The sequence below is a fragment of the Bacillus mycoides genome, from assembly GCF_001757995.1.
Lineage (GTDB): Bacteria > Bacillota > Bacilli > Bacillales > Bacillaceae_G > Bacillus_A > Bacillus_A mycoides_B.
In genome coordinates this window covers 14,104-33,429 of record NZ_LXLV01000002.1, presented here as the reverse complement: position 1 = coordinate 33,429, position 19,326 = coordinate 14,104, and the positions used below count along the sequence as shown (strand labels likewise).

Genomic DNA, 19,326 nt, shown 5'->3' with positions numbered 1-19,326 from the left:
TTTTATTGCGCCTGCATTCCTACTATTGGAATCGTAGCCCACTTCGGCATATTTTTCTTTACTTTCGCCACCACAATAGTCATATCATCATTTATATAACCATCACCAGAGCGAATTACTTCTTCCATAATAATATCAGCAATTTCCTGTGGATCCTCTGTTTGTAGTTCTTTAATTTTACGTTTTATCCATAATTCGTGATTCTCCACGTGTTGCGCTCCCTCAAAAATGCCGTCACTCATCATGATAAGAAGATCACCTGTTTTTAATTGCTCACCAACCACATCAACTTCAACATCTTCAATGATTCCCATCGGTAAATTACTTGCCTCAATTTTCAAAATATTATTTCCGCGTTTAACAAAACTCGGCGTCGATCCAATCTTTAAAAACTTCGCACTCGCATCCCGTAAATCTACCATAGCCAAGTCAAGCGTTGTATACATCTCCTCTGTCGTCCTTAAAGAAAGAATTGAATTGATGGACTTAATTGCTATTTCTTCATCAATACCTGATTGAAGTATCTTTTGTAATAATTTTACCGTTTCCCTACTCTCCATATGAGCCCTTTGTCCATTTCCCATACCATCACTAATCGCAAGTGCATATTTACCAACGCTCAAATCCATCATCGCGTAGGAATCACCTGAAACAAACCCACCACCTTTTGCAGCTGTGGCCAATCCTGTATCCAGAGAATACGTCTTCGCTGAACCAAACGATATTAAACTGTGCCCATTTGGATATGAGGATTTCTCTTCATGCTTAACGACGATATTCTCTTTTAAAATATCTGAAAGCATTGGAGCAACCAACTTCTCACATTCCCCATGTTCATTAGATACAGCTGGAATCAACATCTCAATATCAATACTTCCTCTATCTAAACAATAAATATCAACATGCTCCACTTCGACACCGAAATCACGAAACGCTTGTAAAATTTGCTCCTCCTGCGCTTGATGGTTCTCTCTTTCTCGTTGTATCTCCTTAGCGAAATCTTCCATCACTTTTGATACACCTAGTAATTGTTCCGCTACAATTCTACGATTTTCCTTCATTTGTTTTCTTAATTTCTGCCCCTCATAGAAGTGATCTAATTCACCCGCTACTAAATCCGTTACTTTCTTCCCTCTCACACAATGCTTGTCCCATTCACGAACTAACTTCCGATTATGCTGCAGCGTCCCTTCTTCTGTTTCACTCATTATTTGTTTCATATAATCGTATGTTTTATCAAAATTAACTACCCAACATTGATCCTTCTTAAAGCATGTTTGACATGTTTTTGCAGTAATTGTACTTAAAAATAAATCAGCTTCTGTTTCTTTATCTTCCTGCTCCACATACCCATATACGGAAAAGCTATTAGACAAAGCAGCAAATACATTAGCAAATTGATTAATCTTGTTTGCTGTAACATCGCGCACCCTTCTTAAATATTGTTGTTGATCTTGAGAATGTTCCTGTGTACCCGGCATAAATTTAGCAATACGATCCATAACAAGCTTCGGTGTTAATAAGAAGAAAACAATTGCTACACCAGATTCAAGTAAAGTTGTTAAAATACTTGTTTGCTTGTCTACATATAATGTAATTAAGCTTGTACCAATTAATAAACCTAAACTAACTCCTATACGCTTCCCTTCTTTTAACAATCCCCCAAGCAATCCTGAAAAGGCAAGGAGACTAAGTTGAGACAAGCTAGACACATTCGCTAAACTTAATATTAACCCAGTGACAACTCCTACTGTGGACCCTGTAGCTGCCCCTGCAATAAAGGCAAATACCAACACTAAATATCTAGTGAAAATATGTTGAATAGAAGCATCATAAACAAACCAATCCGTTGTGCCCGTTAAAACAGATGCTAGTAATATAATTAAACAAACAATTTCTTCTGTTTCTAACGCTTGTTGCTTCCCTTTCCTTTCCACTAAAAGCGGAACACTTTGTAAAAATATCATCGTTAATACGAAGCTAAGCCCCGCTTCGATCGTACTGACGAGCAAATCATACATGGTGACAGTTTGCTGTGCAAAATATACAACAACTAAATGTGCGGTTAATGCGGAGATAAATACTTGGAATGGTACCAGTCCAACAGTTTTACGTGTAAACCGACTAAAGAAGATATTATAAATAAAGAAGGTAAAGATAGATGCAAAAGTAAAAAATAAATTATCTATCGAAACTGAAAGTGCTCCCCCCATTAGGGCTAAGAACGCGAGCGGCATTTTATCTCGCTTCATAACATAAACAGCAGCAAAAAACGGCAATGCAAACGGTAAAATGTTTGTTAATATATATGCTCGTCCCAAAAGAAAACCAATAACAGCAATAATGAATCCCCATCTAAAGAAAACTTGTTCAAACTTCATTCGCAACTTACTCGTCCACTTTATTGTTCCAAGCTGATTTTCATTCATCGCCAATGCACTTGTATTCATAGTAGTCCTTCCTGCTTTAGGCATATTTTTAACACCACCTGCATAGTTTAATTACTGTTATTATAAAAGATGATTGTTGGGATTTTTGTCAAAACAACAGTTTTGACTTTTATAATCGTTCGACTTTTTATTCGAAATAAATCTACATATATACATAGTATTTAATTTATTTAAAATAAGTTGAAAGAATGTTCAGAAAATATAGGGTGATTTTGTAGAAGTATTGTACGTCTTAATTTATATTCAACAAAAAAGACCATGCAAATTTGCATGATCTTTTCAGATGACCCGTACGGGATTCGAACCCGTGTTACCGCCGTGAAAGGGCGGTGTCTTAACCACTTGACCAACGGGCCGTTAAATTAAATATAGCGGCGGAGGGGATCGAACCCCCGACCTCACGGGTATGAACCGTACGCTCTAGCCAGCTGAGCTACACCGCCATGTCGTCGTATTTAACGGACAATTAGTATCTTACATCAGATACGTTTTAAAGTCAACACATCTCAAAAACTTTTTTAAAAATATATTCTCTCACATAAAAAAGTACCCGAGTAATTACTCTGGGTACCTCTCTATATGTTAAGAATTAAACGGACTTATTATCCGCGACGTGCGCCACGGCCACCACGTTTAGATTCTGTGTTACGCTTTAAAGAAGTTAAACGATCTTCACTATCTTTTAAAAAGCGTGCCATCTTTTGCTCAAATGTTTCTTTTGGAGCTCGTTCGTTACCGCCACCGCGGTTATCTCTGTTGGAAGAACGATTATTACGTTGTGGACGTCCAGAACGTTGTTGATCACCACCGCGTTGGTATTCACCACGTGGACGATCTCCTTCTGTTTTTTCACGTTCTTTCGCTTTCTTAATAGATAGGCCAATTTTGCCATCTTTTTCAACATTGATAACTTTTACTTCTACTTGGTCGCCTACTTTTAAGTGATCGTTAATATCTTTCACATAATTATCAGCAACTTCACTAATATGAACAAGACCTGTTAAGCCTTCTGGCAGCTCCACAAAAGCCCCAAAATTTGTAATACCTGTTACTTTACCCTGTAACTTGCTGCCTACCTCGATTGACATAAAAAAAATGCTCCTCCTTAGTGGTTAAAAAGTCAAATTTTACTTTATTATATATAATCCTAAAATGTAGTGTCAATAAGACATACTCTACTTAGAAACAGGAAAAATTATCTCCCCTTTTCCGGAGAAGAAATAATCCCTTCTAGCAATCTTTAAAACGTACTCTTCATCATTCAACTTTTGAACTTCATCTTTTAGATTCTTTTCTTTTTTCGTTAATGAATCCAGTTCTTTTTTCATGTCCTTAACTTTTGCTTCTTTTGCTTTAATGGAACTGTTTTGTTGATAAAACGTCACACTAATACTAGCAATAATTGTAAAAGCAAAGACAAGAAAAACCGCTAAACGGCGATAAAGTCGCTTCCTGTTCTCATCCGTTTGTATTATATGTTCTTTAACAGGATTTGGACTCTGTTTTTCGATTGTTCTTTGTCTCAGTTCCCTCATTTCCGAGGTCCCCCTAACTTCTTTTTTATACGCTCCCATAATTGGAAGATATGTCCCTTCAATTTTGCTACATATTGCAGGAACCCTACATGCTTCATTATAAAAAGTTTAACACGATTAGGGAGAAGTTTCCATATGAGCGAAGCAATAAATCGAACAGGCGAGAAAAAAACTTTCCATATGAAAAGTAATATCCAAATCACCATTTTCCATAACACATGTCCAATTGAAAGCAGTATACGAAATAAGAATAATATAAATGCAATAAATAGCTGCGCTATAATAATAACAGGTTTTATCATGAGTAGCTGTATAATTCGAACAAAAAATTGTGTTGTTTGCACAAAAATATAGATGAGAAAATTTAACATCTTCATGTATAGTGCTTTCAATAAGCTTTGATATGCTGCAAAACCACATAGTAACGCCAAAAATACATATATACGTAGTTCGGCTTCATTCACACGCAGTAATACATAAAAAACGAATAATGCTTGGACAATCCAAAATAGTATATCCTGTATAAATACAAGCCAACGTTTACGCTCTTGGCGCTTTAAAAACCGTTGATATGTATCTAAAGAGGCACCAATCCAAGCACCCATCCCAATCATTGAAAGCATTGTATACAACTGAATTGTTAGGCTCATTTAAACAACTTACTAAAGAAGCCTTTAGTTTTCTCCCCTTGGTTCTCATCAATATACAGCATCTCATGAACTTTCCCTTTAATTGATACAACACCCTTTTCTACATCTAAATTCTTCATTTGCAAATTTTGACCACGAATTGTTAAAAAACCCATTACAGTCTCAAGTAAAAACTCTTCGCTATCAAAACTTTCTACTTGCTTTACACCAGTAATATCGATTACACGCCTGCCACGCATGATAATATCATGCTCTACAGAAACATTTTGTTGATTAGAAGACATAGGTGAGTAACCATTATTCACGAAAATCCCCCCATAGCTTTATACTAGCTAATAGTAATGTATGAAGGGATAACCTATTTTAGAACAAGCCTTCTTCCGCTTTCACTTTTTCCTCACGAACGAGACTATACATGTTTGCTGCCTCTTCTTTTTTAGTTGTTTCTTTCAATTCATTTACTTTCACAGTTACTATTTTTTGCCCGAAACGAATTGTTAATTCATCCTCTACCTTCACATCTGAACTCGCTTTTGCCACTTGGCCATTAATCGAAATTCTTCCTTGGTCAGACACTTCTTTTGCTAATGTTCTTCTTTTAATTAAACGTGATACTTTCAAAAATTTATCTAGACGCATATCAAATCCCCCTATTAACGCTCTGTTTGTTTTGCCTCTTCCCATAAAATATCTAACTGTTCTAATGATAAATCTTGCATTTCCTTATTCATTTCAGCTACTTTTGCTTCCATGTATAAAAAGCGAGCCATAAATTTCTCATTAGTTGAACGTAACGCTTCTTCTGGATCTAATTTATAATGACGAGCTATATTAACAAATGCAAATAGTAAATCACCAAATTCACCTAGCATCTTTTTCTCATCCATGTTTACAACTTCTTGTTGGAATTCTTGCCATTCTTCTAAGGCCTTCTCTATCATCGGCTGCACATCAACCCAATCAAATCCAACCTTTCCAGCTTTCTTCTGAATTTCATAAGCACGCATTAGCTGCGGCAAGCTTTTTGGAATACCCGCTAAAACAGATTCTTTCACGAATCCCTTTTCTTGTTTTTTAATTTCTTCCCAATTTGCAATCACTTCATCAGCATTATTTACATCCGTATTCCCAAACACATGCGGATGGCGACGAACCATTTTCTCAGCTAAAGTCCGAATAATATCATCTATAGAGAACCAACCTTCATCCTCTCCAATTTGAGCATGAAGCATAACTTGTAATAATATATCACCTAGTTCTTCTACTAAATGATCATCATCCTCTTCATCAATTGCTTCTAGCACTTCATACGCTTCTTCAATTAAGTATTTCTTTAAAGATTGATGAGTTTGCTTTTTATCCCATGGGCAACCATTCGGTCCACGCAGTTCCGCAATAATTGCTCTAAGCACATCAAACTGCTGATACAAAGACGCACGTTCCTTAACCGGAGGTACATATACACTCGTTAAATTATTTAACTCCGTTTCATGATCTAACATGTATAACGGTACCTTTTTTACTTGCTCAAATGAAGTTCCTGCAGCTGTTACGATATACACTTCATAATCATCTGGTAACATCTCCATTAACATCAGTTTCACATCTGAAGCAACGAACGCATCATACACTTGGCAAAAGATTAAATGTTGACGTAATTCTAATTGTCCTCTTTCAAATGATGTAGCATCAATTAATTGGAACCCTTCAATCGGATCAATTTTTAGACTTGCAAACATCGGATCAAGGAAACTTTGTCCACCTTCAATTCGCACTTCAATATTTGCCGCTTCTCCTTTTTCCAAAAGTAGCTGAACTGTTCTTTCTGCTACAAGCGGATGACCTGGAACAGCATAAATAATTTCTGCACCTTTAGCTTGTTCTAGCAATGTATTCGCGATTGTTTCATATACAATTTCAAATGTATCATGTGCCTCATATACATTATCAAAGGCCGTATACTTTATAGCTTCTTTCTCCAATTCTTCTATAACTGGGTGTTCCTTCGTTCTAACAAACATATGGTCTGCTTCTTTTATCTTTCGATATACACCCATCGTTAACTGATCTAACTCACCAGCACCTAATCCTAAAATAGTAATGATTCCACTCACAACCAGTCACCTCTATCCACTCTTCTTCAATGAACCTTCTTTTTTCTCTTGTTTCATAACGGTTCCTAATTCTTCTTTTGTAAATACACGTAATTTTAAAATTAAAAACATATATGCTAATCCACCGATAGCTACACCTAACAGCGCTTCAAGCGTCGCAATTCCTCTATGTCCTGTATCAATTACTAATCCGGACATTCGCAACATACGCATAAAGATTATTAATACAAACCCCATACCGATACCACTAATAGCTACACCTAACATATTCCGCCTATCAATAAGCGGCTCCGATACAGCTCGCATAAGTAACACACTATTTAGCAAGGCAATTACAATAAGCGCAACTAAAGTTGCAATTGCAGCTCCCTTTACACCAAAATACGGCATTAATATATAGTTTAAAACTAACTTCAAACAACCTCCAAATACAACGAATATTGCTGGTTTTAATGTTTGTCCCACTCCTTGCAAAATAGAAGCAGTTGTAATTGACAATGAACTAAATAAAATAGATAAAGATAAAATCGATAACACATCTGATCCATCACTATTTTCAAACAACATAATATTTGTAGGTTGAATAATACAAGTTAATCCAATAGCAGCTGCAAATCCAATAACAAATGTTATTTTCATTGCTAACTTTACCTTTTCTTGAATAAATGAAAGATCTCCTCTTTCTTTCGCCGCTGTAATAATAGGAATAAGTGACAATGAGAAAGAAGTTGTCACAACAGTACCTAATTGCATAAGCGGGATACTTCTATCATAAACACCTTTTAGTACCTTTGCATTTTCAACTTGCTCTCCCGCGCGAATAAGCAAAGTATAAAAGGAAATAGCATCTGCCATTTGTATAAAAATAAGGACTAAATTACTAATACAAATCGCTAATCCCTGCCAAAAAAGGATTCGAATAATCCTTTTTTTACCTCCAATTCTCTTCCAACTTTTAAAGAAAATAGCTTGGAAATCATGACGCATATAAAGTAAAAGTACGATAATCCCAATAAGCCCGCCTGCAATTGAACCTAGCATAGCACCCGCACCAACTGTATATAAATCAAATCCATGAGCAATAAGGAATAGTGATAAAAATACAATAATAGAAACACGAATCGTTTGTTCAATTACTTGCGAAACAGCCGTCGGCATCATATTATTGAACCCTTGAAAATATCCTCTCGCTACAGATAAAAATGGCATTAGTAGGAATGAAAACGAAATAACACGTAATAATTTATCTAAATGTATATCGCCCATAGCCGATGCAATTGTTTCAGCCCCAAAGAATAATGTGAAAAACCCTATAAATCCAATTCCTAATAGAAACCAAAAAGATACACAAATAATTTCTTCTGCTTCTTTTTGTTTTCCTCGTTCTAATCTTTCTGCGACCATTTTTGAAATAATAATGGGAAACCCATAAGTAGCTAAAATTAAACAAAATCCATAAAACGGATAAATTTGTTGGTAAATATAAAAACCAACATCACCCGCGATATTTTGATATGGAATACGGTAAAAAGCGCTTAATACCTTCGTAACAAAACTTGCAATTGTTAATATAATAGCCCCTCGCCAAAAGGCTTGGTACTTCTTCGCTTCCATACAAGAAAACTCCTTTTTCTATTCTCACCCCTCGTATTATATCACAAAGAAAAACTGGCTCTCCTTCATATTCCTTACATTCACTGACTTCTTTCAACAGCAAAAATATTCAATGAAAAAAGGTAGCAAAGCGCTACCTTCGTTCAATATACTTATATCTCCCAATAGTTAATTTCTCAAATAGAAATATCATAATTAGGAAAGATTGCTACTTATAGAAATTACACTTCACTACTGCTCCATTTGTTTCGCTAAAAAGCTTGCAGCTGTATTTACTGACTTATGCTCTACTTCACTTATAATAGCCTCTTTAGAGAAGATAACAACAGCTCCAATTGGATCCCCATTCGCAACAATCGGGCCAATTGTATAGGAGCTCACTTTTTCTGTTACTCCATCAATAATTGAAATTTCACTTTCATCTGTCATAATTACAGACTTACGCTCTTCCATTGTCTTCTCAATTAAATCGCCAACACTTTTATTTAAGTATTCTTTTTTAGATACGCCTGCTACTGCGATAATAGAATCACGATCGCATACAAGCACATTATGTCCTAAGCTATCGTATAAAGCTTCCGTATATTCCTTTGCAAAATTACCTAGTTCACTAATTGGAGAATATTTTTTCAAAATCACTTCTCCATCGCGATCAACAAATATTTCTAGTGGGTCCCCTTCTCGAATACGTAAAGTTCTACGAATTTCCTTCGGGATTACTACCCTGCCTAAATCATCAATTCGACGTACGATTCCAGTTGCTTTCATTCTAATGCTGCCTCACTTTCTACTGATGATCAAAGTGGTGAATTTACCTGTTCATGTAAAAATCACCAACTATTAAACATAGTATTTTACACATTAGTTCTTCTATGCACGTCGAATTGTATTTTTTATCTTATATTAGGCATTTATTACTTCTTTTTTTACATCTGGTAAGCCTTTTAATAAATTTTCAGCAATTGTTAACCATTTCGATGTCTCTAATCCATTCGTTTTCATCACAATTTTCAATTGTGACCCCTCCATACCAAGACCGATCATACGACCAAAACTACTTCCTAGCATGAATAATTTTCCACCATCTATATTTTGGCTCGCTTGTTCAGAAAACAGGAATGTTACTTCAAATTTATTTTGCTTAATTAACTCAATTTGTTCTTTCATCGCCAACACTTTAATGTTTGCAATTTGTAATAAATAACCAACTTCTTGTGGATAATCACCAAATCTGTCGATCATCTCTTCCTGCAACTCTTCAATATCTTCAATTGCAGAAATACCTCTAAATTGTTTATACATCATAATTTTTTGTTTACTATCTGAAATATACGCATCCGGTAAATATGCATCGACTTCTAAATCAATTTCAACATTAACGGTATTTTCAACTCCATCTGTTCCTCTACGTTGCTCAATTGCATCTTTTAACATTTGAGAATATAGATCAAATCCGACAGAATCAATAAATCCATGTTGTTCTGCCCCTAACAAATTACCCGCACCACGAATTGATAAGTCTCTCATCGCAATTTTGAAACCAGATCCAAGCTCTGTAAACTCTTTAATCGCCTGCAGACGCCTCTCTGCAACTTCCGATAACACTTTATCACGTTTGTATGCAAAGTAGGCATACGCGACGCGATTAGAACGTCCAACACGACCACGAAGCTGATACAACTGTGATAATCCCATACGATCTGCATCAAATACAATTAATGTATTTACATTCGGAATATCTACACCCGTCTCAATAATTGTTGTACTTACAAGAACATCATGCTGCCCTTCTAAAAACGATAGCATAACAGACTCTAATTCACCTTCATTCATTTTCCCATGTGCGTATGTTACACGAGCATCTGGAACTAACATCGAAATTTCATCTGCTTTTCTTTCAATATCCTCCACACGGTTATATAGGAAGTAAATTTGACCGCCTCTTGCTAACTCTCGCTCTATCGCTTCTCGCATTAATGCTGGATTATACTCTACTACATATGTTTGTACTGGGAAACGATTCTCTGGTGGTGTCTCAATAACAGATAAATCGCGCACACCAAGCATAGACATATGAAGTGTACGCGGAATCGGAGTTGCCGTTAATGTTAACACGTCAACATTTGCTTTCAATTGTTTAATTTTTTCTTTATGCGTAACGCCGAATCTTTGTTCTTCATCAATAATAAGAAGTCCTAAATCTTTATACGTAACATCTTTAGATAAAATACGATGCGTTCCGATTACAATATCCACCGTTCCATCTTTTAAACCCTTAATCGTTTCATTTTGTTGTTTTCGTGTACGGAATCTACTTAGTAACCCTATATTAATCGGGTAATCTTGAAAACGCTCTCGAATTGTTTCATAGTGTTGTTGTGCAAGGATTGTTGTCGGTACTAAAATCGCAACTTGTTTTTCATCCATAATTGCTTTAAATGCCGCACGAATAGCTACTTCAGTCTTTCCATATCCTACGTCACCACAAAGAAGCCTATCCATCGGACGTCCGCGTTCCATATCTTTCTTAATCTCTTCAATAGAACGTAATTGATCCTCTGTCTCTTGATATGGGAAAGAAGATTCAAATTCTTGTTGTTCTGCCGTATCTGGTGTATATGCATAACCTTTCGAAGCTTCACGCTCGGCATATAATTTAATTAGGTCATCTGCAATGTCTTGTACAGATTTTTCAACTTTCGTTTTGACCTTCTTCCAATCATTTCCGCCTAATTTATAAACTTTTGGATCCTTACCTTCAGACCCTACGTATTTTTGCACTTGATCAATTTGTTCAATTGGAACGTATAACTTATCATTACCTTGATATTTAATATTTAAATAATCTTTATGAACACCATTAATCTCTAATGTCTCAATACCTAAAAATTTACCTATACCATGATTCACATGAACTACATGGTCTCCAACTTTTAATTCCGAATAGCTTTTAATACGTTCAGCGTTAGATAACTTTTGCTTACGTTGTGATTTTTTAACCTTCTTATGAAAAAGCTCCTTTTCAGTAATGACAACAAACTTTTGCATCGGCATTTCAAAGCCTGCATGTAAATCACCTACAGCAATTTGTAACCTTCCAGGCAATAAGATATCTGTGGCCTCTACAATGTCTGCATCAATATCATAATCACTTAAAATATGTTGTAGTTTTTTTACACGTTCATCATCTGTTCCAAGCACAACGGTCGTAAAATGCCCTTCATTCCATCTATCAATTTCAGTTTTTAACAAATGCATCTGTCCGTGGAAATCTTGCATCGTTTTACATGTCACATTCACAATATTTTGGGGATGTGTGTGTGCTATATGGCGTAAAAATAACGTTAAATATACAAAACTTCTTTTTTTATTATGAAGAAACTCCTCAAACGAGTGGGAGAAAGATAAATCCTGAATAATTGTTCCTTCGCCAAGAAGTGAGATATACCATTCCGCTTCTTCTGTTTCAAGATGTGATGCTGTTTCTTGAATACGGGAAATCTCATCTAAAATTACAACACCGTTCTCTGGTAAATAATCTATCAGACTAGCAGGTTCTTTATAGAAAATAGATAAATATTTAAACATTTGTTCTATACTTTGCCCGTTTTTCAACATTTCAATTTCATGACTAACCGTCTCAAGCACAGTAGTCTTTAATTTATCATCGGAAAGCTTTTGCATCGTCTTAGTCAAACCTTCTTCAAGATGCTTAATCCCCGATTTCAATTCTTCCTGTGAAAATAAAAACTCTGTTGCCGGACCAAACCGAACACTTTCCCTTTTATCTTGAGAGCGCTGTTCTTCCACATCAAATAATCGAATAGAATCAACCTGTGTATCAAAGAATTCAATACGAAATGGTAATTCTTCAGTTAATGGGTAAATATCTAATATTCCCCCGCGCAAACTGAACTCCCCTGGAGCTTCTACCATCGACTTACGCTCATAGCCAATATGATGTAAAGTATGCAAGAGTGCATCTAAATCAATCTCTTGCCCTAGATTGATTTCAATTTGCCTTTGCTTCCATAATTCTTTTATTGGTAAAAACCTACGCAGCCCTGCAACTGGCGCTACAATAATTCCATTCTCTCCCGCAGCTAAGCGATTTAACACTTCAATACGCTGCGCCTTCAATTCTGGACTTGCAACACCAACTTCCGATGCTATCAATTCATTTACCGGATATAGCCAAACATCTTTTTCACCAAGTAACGCCACTAAATCTTCATGTACTTTTTGTGCTTGGTATAAATTGTGCGTCACAATAAGTTGTGATTGCTTTGTTTTTTTATATAAAGCTGCCATTAATAATGAACGAGAGGATGTTGCCATACCCGATACAAGTTGTTCTTTCAACCCATCTTCTAGCCCATTAATAACCGATTGTATTTCTTCATTTTTATAAAATTGCTCTAATAAACCTATCATTTTCAAAACTCCTCTCAACATAAAGAGCAAGTTACTATATTTTATGCAAATATTTCGGAAAAAGAAAACAGAAAAATGCTTTGGACATGCCAAAGCGACAACATTTTATTGCAGAAATTTTTCATATTCATAATACTCAGGATAAGATGCGAGCGTTTCTTGACACGATTCACAAATCGTTTTTATATATATATTTCCATTCTCATGAAAATGAATCATATCCACTACTTCTTGCTCTGTTAGTTGAAACAAAACGTCGCTATATACTTTTTCTGCGATAATGGAGCCCACATTACTTCCGCAATGTCTACAGTAATAATAACCTTCCATACTAGCCTCCTAAATATCCAATTGCTACTAGTATGGGATAAAACAAAATAAAATATTCCAGATTGTGCGCTTAACTATTAAAAGTATTCATGATTTGGAGAAAAGGTTTATTTAACCATTCCTCACATGCATCAGCTGCATTTTCAATGGATTGATTAACGCCAGATATTTCTTCAGATGTAAAACGTCCTAATACGTAATCCACTACTTTCATCCCATTTTTCGGACGATCGATTCCCATACGGATACGTTGAAATTCTTGTGTTCCTAAATGTGAAATTGTTGATTTCACACCATTATGTCCACCCGCACTACCTTTCATGCGAAGGCGTAATTTACCTACAGGAATATCTAAATCATCATACATAACAATGAAGTCCTCAACATCAATTTTATAATAATCCATGAGCGGACGGATACTTTCCCCAGACAAATTCATATATGTAAGTGGCTTTAGTAAGATGACTTTTTCCCCATTAACAAAGCCTGCACCAAATACTCCTTTAAACTTTTGTTCATTCAAAGAAATACTCCAACGCTTTGCAAGCTCATCGATCGCCATAAATCCAATATTATGCCTTGTTAATTCATATTCTCTACCTGGGTTCCCAAGTCCTACTATTAATTTCATTCTTGTACCACTACTTTCTTTTTTCGATACGAAAAGACGTAACCAAGCTTGGTTACGTCTCATTCTATCCAATTAATTGAATAATACACTTACAGATTCTTCTTCGTATACACGAATGATTGCTTCTCCGATTAATGGAGCAACTGAAAGTTCATGTACTTTATCAATTTTCTTCTCTTCTGGTAATACGATAGAGTTCGTTACAACTAACTCTTTAATATTCGAATTTTGAATACGCTCAATTGCTGGACCAGATAATACTGGATGTGTACAACAAGCATATACTTCAGAAGCACCGTTCTCAACAAGAGCGTTTGCCGCTAATGTAATTGTACCAGCTGTATCAATGATGTCATCAATTAAAATTGCTGTTTTGCCTTCGATGTTACCGATAATGTTCATTACCTCCGATACATTCGGACGAGGACGACGCTTATCAATAATAGCGATTGGCGCTTTTAGGCGATCCGCCATTTTTCTAGCACGAGTTACACCACCGTGATCAGGAGATACGATTACGATATCTTTAAGGCCTTTTGTTTCAAAGTAATCTGAAAGAATCGGTACACCCATTAAGTGGTCGATCGGGATATCAAAGAATCCTTGAATTTGTGGAGCATGTAAATCTAGAGTGATTACACGAGTTGCACCTGCTGTTTCAAGCAAGTTTGCTACAAGTTTCGATGTAATTGGTTCACGAGAACGCGCTTTACGGTCTTGACGCGCATAACCATAGTAAGGAATAACAATATTAATTGTTTTTGCAGATGCACGTTTTAATGCATCAATCATAATAAGTAATTCCATGATATGTTCGTTTACTGGGAAGCTTGTAGATTGAATAATGAATACATCGCAACCACGGATACTTTCTTCAATGTTAATTTGAACTTCTCCATCACTAAAACGATCAACAGAACATTTTCCTAGTCCTACTCCAATATGCTTTGCGATTTGCTCAGCAAGTTCCTTATTAGAGTTTAAAGAGAATACTTTCAAATTAGAATTTAGATATTGAGTCGACATCTAGATTAACCCTCCACATTATGATTTTTTCTTATTCAGCAATTGATCAACATAGTCTTCTTTGTTAACTTGACGCGCACGTGCTACAGATAATGCTTTTGACGGAACATTCTCTGTTATTGTAGAGCCTGCTGCCACATAAGCACCATCTTCAACTGTTACAGGAGCAACAAGGTTTGAATTACATCCAATAAATACCCCGTTACCAATTACAGTTTTAAATTTATTCTTGCCGTCGTAGTTCACCGTAATTGAACCACAACCAAGATTCACGTCTTCTCCAACTTGTGCATCCCCGATATAACTTAAGTGTGAAGCTTTACTTCTATTACCAAAAACAGTTTTTTTGATTTCTACGAAGTTTCCAACGCGCACTTCATCTCCAATAACTGAATCTGGGCGAATATGTGCAAATGGACCAACCGATACTTCTGTACCAAGTTTGCTGTCATGTACAGTAGATTGACGAATTACCGTACGGTCTCCAATTTCACTATCGCGAATTACTGTATGCGGTCCAATTTCACAATCAGAACCAATTACAGTGTTCCCCTCAATAACCGTTCCTGGGTGAAGAACTGTATCACTACCAATAATTGCATCCGCAGAAATGTATGTGTTACTTGGATCAATAATTGTAACACCATTTACCATGTTCTTTCGGTTGATACGATTTTTCATAATAATTTCCGCTTGCGATAGAGCGACTCTGTCGTTAACACCTAACGTTTCATCGAAATGCTCTGTTTGATAAGCTGATACAATATGACCTTCATTTTTTAAAATTTCAATAACGTCCGGAAGGTAATACTCGCCCTGTACATTATCATTTGAAACTTTAGAAAGTGAAGCAAATAAAGCTTTATTATCAAAACAATACGTACCTGTATTGATTTCTTTAATAGCTAATTCTTTTTCATTTGCATCCTTATGCTCAACAATCTTTTCAACATGACCATTCTCATTACGAACGATACGGCCATATCCAGCAGGCTCTTCTATGTACGCTGTTAGTACCGTCGCCATTGCTCCCGCTTCTTCGTGTTGCTGAAGCAATGCTTCCATCGTTTCAGCAGTTATTAGAGGTGTATCACCACAAATAACTAAAGTTGTTCCTTCTTCATTTGCAAGTACACTTGCAGCTTGATCGACAGCATGAGCTGTACCAAGTTGTTCTGCTTGTAATGCAAACTCACTTACGTTTCCTAGCTGTTCTTGTACCTTTTCAGCACCATGTCCAACGACTGTTACAAGTTTCTGCAATCCTAATTGAGATACTTCATTGACTACATGTTGTACCATTGGTTTTCCACATACAGGATGCAGCACTTTGTATAGCTTGGACTTCATACGTGTGCCTTTACCTGCAGCTAGAATCACTGCAAATCTGTTTGACATATAGACCCTCCATCGCAACCTATTTATCCATTAACGATATTATCCTAAATCATCATATATTTCAAGAAACACATTTTAACTATTAAATTTTACCATAATTCTTATACGATGTTTTACTCTTTAGTATCTTTTTTAAGAAATAAGCTATACTATTTAAAATGATTTTCAAAAAATTAGAAGTTTCTTCTCTTTCCCTAAATAGATTTCGAATTTTCTGAATACAAATTATATGAAATCAAAAAAAACAAACTCCTGTAAATGCTTACAGGAGTTTGCTACAAAATTATAAGGCTTTCTTTCAAAAGCCCTTTTCATTCGAATTTTACGAAGCGCCTGCTTCTTCAAACTCAACCTCTTCCAACTCGCCTAAACGGTGATACTCTGTTAAAACCGCATCTTGAATTTTAGAGCGTGTATTAGAATTAATTGGATGTGCAATGTCACGGAATTCTCCATCTGGAGTACGTTTACTTGGCATTGCTACAAATAATCCATTATTACCATCAATTACACGAATATCATGAACAACAAATTCATGGTCTAGAGTAATAGAGGCAATTGCTCTCATGCGGCCTTCTGTGTTTACGCGGCGTAATCTTACGTCAGTCACTTCCATCTTGTGTTCACCACCCTTTTCTAAATAAGCGATATATTTGTATAAATTCCACAAAATTTCTATTTTCCCTTTAATTTTTTAAAAATTTTTAAGATAAAAATTTTTATTGTAGTTGAATATAAGGATTAGTAGAGGTTATCACTTACAAAAGGTTACTTAACTAGGGCAATTACTTCGATTTCAACAGAAACATCTTTCGGTAATTTTGCTACTTGTACACAAGAACGCGCTGGTTTATGAGTAGAGAAATAAGAACCGTATACTTCATTAACAGCATTAAAATCATCCATATCCTTTAAGAATACTGTTGTTTTTACCACTGTATCAAATGAAGCACCAGCTTCTGTTAATACTGCTTGTAAATTTTCAAATACTTGCTCTGTTTGTACTGTTACATCTCCTGTTACAAGTTCTCCACTTGCCGTTAACGGAATTTGTCCTGAACTATAGAACATATTATTTACAATAATCCCTTGTGAATATGGTCCGATTGCTTGTGGTGCTTTACTTGTTTGAACAACTTTCATACTTTTCACCCTTTTATTATTTATTTTTACTCTTTAAAAATAGTGTACCAAAGGCAGTTTGTCCATCTATTTTGTAATTTATAAATAGGGATAAAAAAAGGTAAAGCTATCTGCTTTACCTTTTTACTCAGCCTCTACAAGCCCTTCATCAAATGGTGCAAGTGAATAGTTCCCTTTTTCCACATGAATTGCTTTTTCTTTCACATCAACTTCTGAAAGACGGATTAATGATACAAAGTTATTAATAAGTCTTTCCTCAATGTCTGTGGATTCTACTAATACGCCAATACCAACAACATTAGCTTTAAACTCTTCTAGCATGCTCATCATACCTTGAATCGTTCCGCCAGCTTTCATAAAATCATCAATAATTAAAACATTGGATCCTTCTGGAAGGCTACGCTTTGCTAAAGTCATCGTTTGGATTCGCTTAGAGGAACCTGATACGTAGTTAATACTAACAGTGGGTCCTTCTGTTACCTTATTATCTTTTCTCGCAATTACTACCGGTACATCTAAGTAGTTCGCCACTGCATAAGCAAGTGGAATTCCTTTTGTTGCTACCGTCATAACTGCGTCAATTGATTGCCTAGCAAAAACCGAAGCGAACAAACGACCCGCGCCATTAATTTGACGAGGATTACTTAAAAGATCCGTCATATATAAGTAACCACCTGGCAAAATACGATCCGGATTTTCAAATAAGCTACAAAGCTCATTAATAATCAGATTTGCCTCCTCTCCACTTATATATGGAATATATTTCACTCCTCCTGCTGCTCCTGGTACCGTTTGCAATGTGCCGACTCCTTGTTGTTCAAACGTTTGCTTAATAATAACTAAATCTTCACTAATGGAAGATTTAGCCGATTGATACCTTTCAGCAAAAAAAGTGAGAGAAACTAGCTGACGAGGATTTTGTAACAAGTAATAAGTCAGATCAACCAATCTTGTACTTCGTCTAATTTTCACACTCTCACCTCAAATCACGAATATTCTAAACAAATCATAACGTATTATACGTCTTTATTCAAGCGTTTCTCGCTCTCCTAATAAACGAACTGCATATACTTGTTCGCAAAATCCTTTTAATCCGTTATATATACGATGCATTCGCGAATCATGGTGTACAAGACCAAATACAGTTGGACCACTTCCACTCATTAATACGGCATCCGCACCGAATCGTTTCATCTGCGCCTTAATACGTGCAACCTCTGGATGCATCGCAAATGTCACATCTTCTAAAACGTTACCAACAGTATCACAAATTCCTTTATAGTCCCCGCCATTAATGACTTCAACCATTTTATCTACATTTGGATGTGTCACACGATTTAATTTTAAATTTCCGTACACATCAGCAGTAGATACACCGATGTGGGGCTTTGCTAAAATAACCCAACAAGAAGGTGGAGTCTTTATATGTTCAATTTTTTCTCCTCTTCCAGTGGCAATTGCAGTTCCGCCATATACACAGAACGATACATCTGACCCAATTTCTGCGCCAAGCTCTGCTAACTCCTCAATTGTCAGCCCCAAATTCCATAACTTATTAAGGCCACGTAATGTCGCTGCTGCATCACTACTTCCACCTGCTAATCCAGCGGCTACTGGAATCGTTTTTTCAATAGTAATAGATACACCTTTTTTTACATTAAACTTCTCTTTTAATAATTTCGCTGCTTGATAAGCTAAATTGCGTTGGTCGTCTGGGACATACCGATTATGGGACAAAATTTCAATACGGTCTTCTGCTAATTCCATTAGCTCTAAACGATCTGCTAGGTCTATTGTTGTCATAATCATTTTCACTTCATGATATCCATCTTGTCTTTTTCCCAGTACATCTAACGACAGATTAATCTTTGCTGGTGCTTTCACTAGTAGCTTCAATCTATTCACCCACTCTATGTACTCAATCTTTTATCGTTTATTTTACCATAAATTTATAGTAAGACGATGACACTTCCCTAATTATAACGAAAAGCATTCAGAATG

At 35.9% G+C, this 19,326-nt stretch carries 18 protein-coding genes and 2 tRNA genes; all 20 read right to left on the bottom strand.

The features are described from left to right. Positions 1 to 2: 2 nt before the first annotated feature. The gene (spoIIE, locus tag BWGOE10_RS00300) at positions 3 to 2,474 is read right to left on the bottom strand and encodes a stage II sporulation protein E (RefSeq protein ID WP_070140509.1); all 2,472 of its coding nucleotides are present in this window, start codon (positions 2,472 to 2,474) and stop codon (positions 3 to 5) included. A gap of 260 nt (positions 2,475 to 2,734) precedes the next feature. After that, a tRNA-Glu gene (locus BWGOE10_RS00295) sits at positions 2,735 to 2,806 on the bottom strand. A 13-nt stretch (positions 2,807 to 2,819) separates the two neighbouring features. After that, a tRNA-Met gene (locus BWGOE10_RS00290) sits at positions 2,820 to 2,893 on the bottom strand. 159 nt (positions 2,894 to 3,052) lie between these two features. Beyond that, a complete protein-coding gene (locus BWGOE10_RS00285) occupies positions 3,053 to 3,538 on the bottom strand; it encodes a S1 domain-containing RNA-binding protein (protein ID WP_002009683.1) in 486 nt (161 codons plus the stop codon). Positions 3,539 to 3,625: 87 nt separating this feature from the next. Then, on the bottom strand, positions 3,626 to 3,985 hold the full coding sequence (gene divIC / locus BWGOE10_RS00280) for a cell division protein DivIC (RefSeq protein WP_002124547.1): 360 nt from the start codon (positions 3,983 to 3,985) through the stop codon (positions 3,626 to 3,628). Next, the gene (yabQ, locus tag BWGOE10_RS00275; RefSeq protein WP_002107301.1) at positions 3,982 to 4,635 is read right to left on the bottom strand and encodes a spore cortex biosynthesis protein YabQ; all 654 of its coding nucleotides are present in this window, start codon (positions 4,633 to 4,635) and stop codon (positions 3,982 to 3,984) included. The genes divIC and yabQ overlap by 4 nt, the downstream gene beginning before the upstream one ends. Next, the gene (gene yabP / locus BWGOE10_RS00270) at positions 4,632 to 4,940 is read right to left on the bottom strand and encodes a sporulation protein YabP (RefSeq protein WP_001059101.1); all 309 of its coding nucleotides are present in this window, start codon (positions 4,938 to 4,940) and stop codon (positions 4,632 to 4,634) included. Before yabP ends, yabQ begins: the two co-directional genes overlap by 4 nt. 58 nt (positions 4,941 to 4,998) lie before the next feature. After that, positions 4,999 to 5,274: an RNA-binding S4 domain-containing protein gene (locus BWGOE10_RS00265; RefSeq protein ID WP_070140508.1), complete on the bottom strand. Its 276-nt coding sequence runs from the start codon at positions 5,272 to 5,274 to the stop codon at positions 4,999 to 5,001. Positions 5,275 to 5,288: 14 nt separating this feature from the next. Continuing rightward, on the bottom strand, positions 5,289 to 6,749 hold the full coding sequence (gene mazG / locus BWGOE10_RS00260; protein ID WP_070140507.1) for a nucleoside triphosphate pyrophosphohydrolase: 1,461 nt from the start codon (positions 6,747 to 6,749) through the stop codon (positions 5,289 to 5,291). A 12-nt stretch (positions 6,750 to 6,761) separates the two neighbouring features. After that, on the bottom strand, positions 6,762 to 8,363 hold the full coding sequence (locus BWGOE10_RS00255; protein WP_070140506.1) for an oligosaccharide flippase family protein: 1,602 nt from the start codon (positions 8,361 to 8,363) through the stop codon (positions 6,762 to 6,764). 231 nt (positions 8,364 to 8,594) lie between these two features. Further along, complete coding sequence (spoVT, locus tag BWGOE10_RS00250; RefSeq protein WP_000648312.1) at positions 8,595 to 9,131, bottom strand: stage V sporulation protein T; 537 nt, start codon at positions 9,129 to 9,131, stop codon at positions 8,595 to 8,597. Between the two features lie 135 nt (positions 9,132 to 9,266). After that, complete coding sequence (mfd, locus tag BWGOE10_RS00245; RefSeq protein WP_070140505.1) at positions 9,267 to 12,797, bottom strand: transcription-repair coupling factor; 3,531 nt, start codon at positions 12,795 to 12,797, stop codon at positions 9,267 to 9,269. Between the two features lie 105 nt (positions 12,798 to 12,902). After that, positions 12,903 to 13,127 carry an anti-sigma-F factor Fin family protein gene (locus tag BWGOE10_RS00240; RefSeq protein ID WP_002091576.1) on the bottom strand — a complete coding sequence of 75 codons (225 nt, stop codon included), beginning with the start codon at positions 13,125 to 13,127 and terminating at the stop codon, positions 12,903 to 12,905. A 70-nt stretch (positions 13,128 to 13,197) separates the two neighbouring features. After that, positions 13,198 to 13,758 carry an aminoacyl-tRNA hydrolase gene (gene pth / locus BWGOE10_RS00235; protein ID WP_002144538.1) on the bottom strand — a complete coding sequence of 187 codons (561 nt, stop codon included), beginning with the start codon at positions 13,756 to 13,758 and terminating at the stop codon, positions 13,198 to 13,200. Between the two features lie 72 nt (positions 13,759 to 13,830). Beyond that, positions 13,831 to 14,784 (bottom strand): ribose-phosphate diphosphokinase, encoded by a 954-nt coding sequence (locus tag BWGOE10_RS00230; RefSeq protein ID WP_000107420.1) that lies wholly within the window; start codon positions 14,782 to 14,784, stop codon positions 13,831 to 13,833. A gap of 18 nt (positions 14,785 to 14,802) precedes the next feature. Then, positions 14,803 to 16,182 carry a bifunctional UDP-N-acetylglucosamine diphosphorylase/glucosamine-1-phosphate N-acetyltransferase GlmU gene (glmU, locus tag BWGOE10_RS00225; RefSeq protein ID WP_002091584.1) on the bottom strand — a complete coding sequence of 460 codons (1,380 nt, stop codon included), beginning with the start codon at positions 16,180 to 16,182 and terminating at the stop codon, positions 14,803 to 14,805. A 322-nt stretch (positions 16,183 to 16,504) separates the two neighbouring features. Then, positions 16,505 to 16,798 carry a septation regulator SpoVG gene (gene spoVG / locus BWGOE10_RS00220; protein ID WP_000454042.1) on the bottom strand — a complete coding sequence of 98 codons (294 nt, stop codon included), beginning with the start codon at positions 16,796 to 16,798 and terminating at the stop codon, positions 16,505 to 16,507. A gap of 152 nt (positions 16,799 to 16,950) precedes the next feature. Beyond that, on the bottom strand, positions 16,951 to 17,325 hold the full coding sequence (locus BWGOE10_RS00215; protein ID WP_070140504.1) for a RidA family protein: 375 nt from the start codon (positions 17,323 to 17,325) through the stop codon (positions 16,951 to 16,953). 123 nt (positions 17,326 to 17,448) lie between these two features. After that, the gene (purR, locus tag BWGOE10_RS00210; RefSeq protein ID WP_070140503.1) at positions 17,449 to 18,297 is read right to left on the bottom strand and encodes a pur operon repressor; all 849 of its coding nucleotides are present in this window, start codon (positions 18,295 to 18,297) and stop codon (positions 17,449 to 17,451) included. A 54-nt stretch (positions 18,298 to 18,351) separates the two neighbouring features. Beyond that, a complete protein-coding gene (gene ispE, locus BWGOE10_RS00205; RefSeq protein WP_131798945.1) occupies positions 18,352 to 19,221 on the bottom strand; it encodes a 4-(cytidine 5'-diphospho)-2-C-methyl-D-erythritol kinase in 870 nt (289 codons plus the stop codon). Between the last annotated feature and the right edge of the window lie 105 nt (positions 19,222 to 19,326).